The sequence below is a fragment of the Paenibacillus sp. FSL R5-0527 genome (assembly GCF_038008055.1).
Lineage (GTDB): Bacteria > Bacillota > Bacilli > Paenibacillales > Paenibacillaceae > Fontibacillus > Fontibacillus macerans.
On sequence record NZ_JBBOYI010000010.1, the window covers coordinates 1 to 1,957 of the forward strand.

Here is a 1,957-nt window from a genome sequence, read left to right on the forward strand (position 1 = left end):
GGAATATTCGATCACCTGCAATTGATTCATAACGGCGAAACCTCCGTAATCTTTTTCAGTAAGTCCGTTGTTCTTCTTAGGTTTTTCTTAGCCTCTTCATACGCCACCGCATATTCTTCCTTACCTTCGAATGCACTTACTTGCCCGGCGAATTGGTTGATTTTTTCGTTCAGCGCCACGATAATATCTACCTGATCATCTAAGGTCAGGGTTACTTCATATGTCCAATTCATTTCGTTTACTCCTTTCTAATAGGACTTTTGCCCTCCCGTGGCGAATATTGGATTTTGAGGGGAGGTGGTACAATGTCGGTATATGTTGTAAGCTACAACTTGAATAAAGCTGGCCAGGACTATAATGGCCTTTATGAAGTCTTGAAGTCATTTGGTTATTGCAAATATCTTGATTCAACATGGTTAATTGCTACCAATTTAACTGCCGATCAGTTATGGCAGAGAATCCAACCACACGTTGACAAGAATGATCGTGTTTTAATCATACGCGTCACAAACGAATATTCTGGTTGGCTTCCAAAACCAGCCTGGGAATGGATCAAAGAGCATGTGGGTTAACGTTTTCGGGTGATCCTTTTAATTCCCCATGAATGTTGTCCCCACAAAAATCGAAAGTCGTCGTTCCTTCGGCGGCTTTCAATTCCTCTCGCACAATCTCCCTAATACGTTGCTCGTCTTGTTTGTTCATTCAATCACTCCTTTCTAGTGCATAAATTCTTAAAGACCAAGTTTAAGCCCAAAGTTGTCTATCCAGTTCACGCAAACGATCAGTTAGAATTAGGATAGTCTCCACATATTCAGGCAATAGTTCAGGCTCACACGTTTCGATTCTATCCATTGCAAGTTTCAGCACTTTTCCAAGAACCTCTTTGTACTTTTGTTCTTCCATTTCTCTTCTCACCTCCTTAGGGGTTAATCGCTCTATCACGGTCTCTAAATTTTCCCTTTCTTTGGTATGATGTAAGTTGTCTAAGCTATCCATTCCAGGGAAAGGAGAATGTACGTTGAGAGCACAGTATAAGCTTCGAGTCGAACATCTTTCGATTGAACAACTGGCTGAAATCGATCAAAAATTTACGGATGCCGGTTGGATAATCGCAGGACCTAATCGGAAAGTAGGGTCTCATAGCCTTCGAGTGTATCAGTGGGAATCGACCGAATCCGAGCCAGTTTATCCCGAGGGATTCGGACGACATAAGGGATCGATCCCAATTGATTTAAATCGCTTCCCCCGTCCTGTTGACTGAATAACTCTGGATGGCACAACATTGTCCCTCCGGCAGCTAGCAGGCGATCAAACTCATTGACATTGTTCGTGGTGATGGTCGCCTCTTCTGATTTAATAAATGCTGTACATTGATAGTGCATTGTTCCCTTCACCTCCAGTTACTCCAAACCAACAAGATAAATAGGCTTTCCGGGTAAAATGCCAAGTCCATTCATCACAGAAGATTCAAGCAAACATCCTACATTGCCTTGGGCCTTTCGTTCTTCATAAAACGCTTTGTCATTTGTCAGAACCAAGCTCTTTAGGTTGACCTTTCCGAAGTCGATTATCACGACACTTTTCATTTCTTACCTCCTTGTGGTTAGTTAATATCACGCCAGTTTCTGCCCAGATTTAAATTTGTTGATAAAGTAGACTTGGCCTTTGCCCGTAACCTTTGGCGTCTTGTTGATCGTCACGTGTCCGTCAGAATGGCTGATGCTGGTTTCTTTGATCTCGAACAATCCCAATTCCATCGACCGCTGCGTAGGCATGTTGTAGTCAGTTCCTCGACGGCTAATCAGGTACCCATTTTCCCGAAGCCACGCGAATAAACGATTCTGCCCGATTTCGACACCGTTTTGCTTGAGTATCTTTGCGAGCTCTCCTACCAGGATGCTGGTTGTGCTTGCGGTTACTGCATCGGCAAAAAGAACCTTCGGGCGGTCAGCTTCAA

Annotated in this window: 6 protein-coding genes; 1 reads left to right on the forward strand and 5 read right to left on the reverse strand. The window is 43.5% G+C overall.

All coding sequences use genetic code 11. From position 1 onward, the window contains the following. Positions 1 to 26: 26 nt before the first annotated feature. Positions 27 to 233 carry a hypothetical protein gene (locus NYE69_RS33425; RefSeq protein WP_340930721.1) on the reverse strand — a complete coding sequence of 69 codons (207 nt, stop codon included), beginning with the start codon at positions 231 to 233 and terminating at the stop codon, positions 27 to 29. Positions 234 to 305: 72 nt separating this feature from the next. On the opposite strand from NYE69_RS33425, the gene NYE69_RS33430 reads away from it, so the two are divergent. Continuing rightward, on the forward strand, positions 306 to 572 hold the full coding sequence (locus NYE69_RS33430) for a hypothetical protein (protein WP_340930722.1): 267 nt from the start codon (positions 306 to 308) through the stop codon (positions 570 to 572). On the opposite strand, the gene NYE69_RS33435 is transcribed toward NYE69_RS33430, so the two are convergent. The 4 genes from NYE69_RS33435 to NYE69_RS33450 form a co-directional block, all read right to left on the reverse strand. After that, the gene (locus tag NYE69_RS33435) at positions 553 to 702 is read right to left on the reverse strand and encodes a hypothetical protein (protein ID WP_340930723.1); all 150 of its coding nucleotides are present in this window, start codon (positions 700 to 702) and stop codon (positions 553 to 555) included. The genes NYE69_RS33430 and NYE69_RS33435 overlap by 20 nt on opposite strands. 42 nt (positions 703 to 744) lie before the next feature. After that, a complete protein-coding gene (locus tag NYE69_RS33440; RefSeq protein ID WP_340930725.1) occupies positions 745 to 903 on the reverse strand; it encodes a hypothetical protein in 159 nt (52 codons plus the stop codon). A gap of 497 nt (positions 904 to 1,400) precedes the next feature. Further along, positions 1,401 to 1,586 (reverse strand): hypothetical protein, encoded by a 186-nt coding sequence (locus tag NYE69_RS33445; protein WP_340930726.1) that lies wholly within the window; start codon positions 1,584 to 1,586, stop codon positions 1,401 to 1,403. Between the two features lie 27 nt (positions 1,587 to 1,613). Then, positions 1,614 to 1,957 (reverse strand): phage antirepressor KilAC domain-containing protein (locus NYE69_RS33450; RefSeq protein ID WP_340930728.1); only part of this gene is annotated, 344 nt, incomplete at its 5' end.

Bases quoted from the DNA above. Each gene is read 5' to 3' on its own strand.
- NYE69_RS33425 (WP_340930721.1), bottom strand. From the start codon at position 233: ATGAATTGGACATATGAAGTAACCCTGACCTTAGATGATCAGGTAGAT.
- NYE69_RS33430 (WP_340930722.1), top strand. From the start codon at position 306: ATGTCGGTATATGTTGTAAGCTACAACTTGAATAAAGCTGGCCAGGAC.
- NYE69_RS33435 (WP_340930723.1), bottom strand. From the start codon at position 702: ATGAACAAACAAGACGAGCAACGTATTAGGGAGATTGTGCGAGAGGAA.
- NYE69_RS33440 (WP_340930725.1), bottom strand. From the start codon at position 903: ATGGAAGAACAAAAGTACAAAGAGGTTCTTGGAAAAGTGCTGAAACTT.
- NYE69_RS33445 (WP_340930726.1), bottom strand. From the start codon at position 1,586: ATGAAAAGTGTCGTGATAATCGACTTCGGAAAGGTCAACCTAAAGAGC.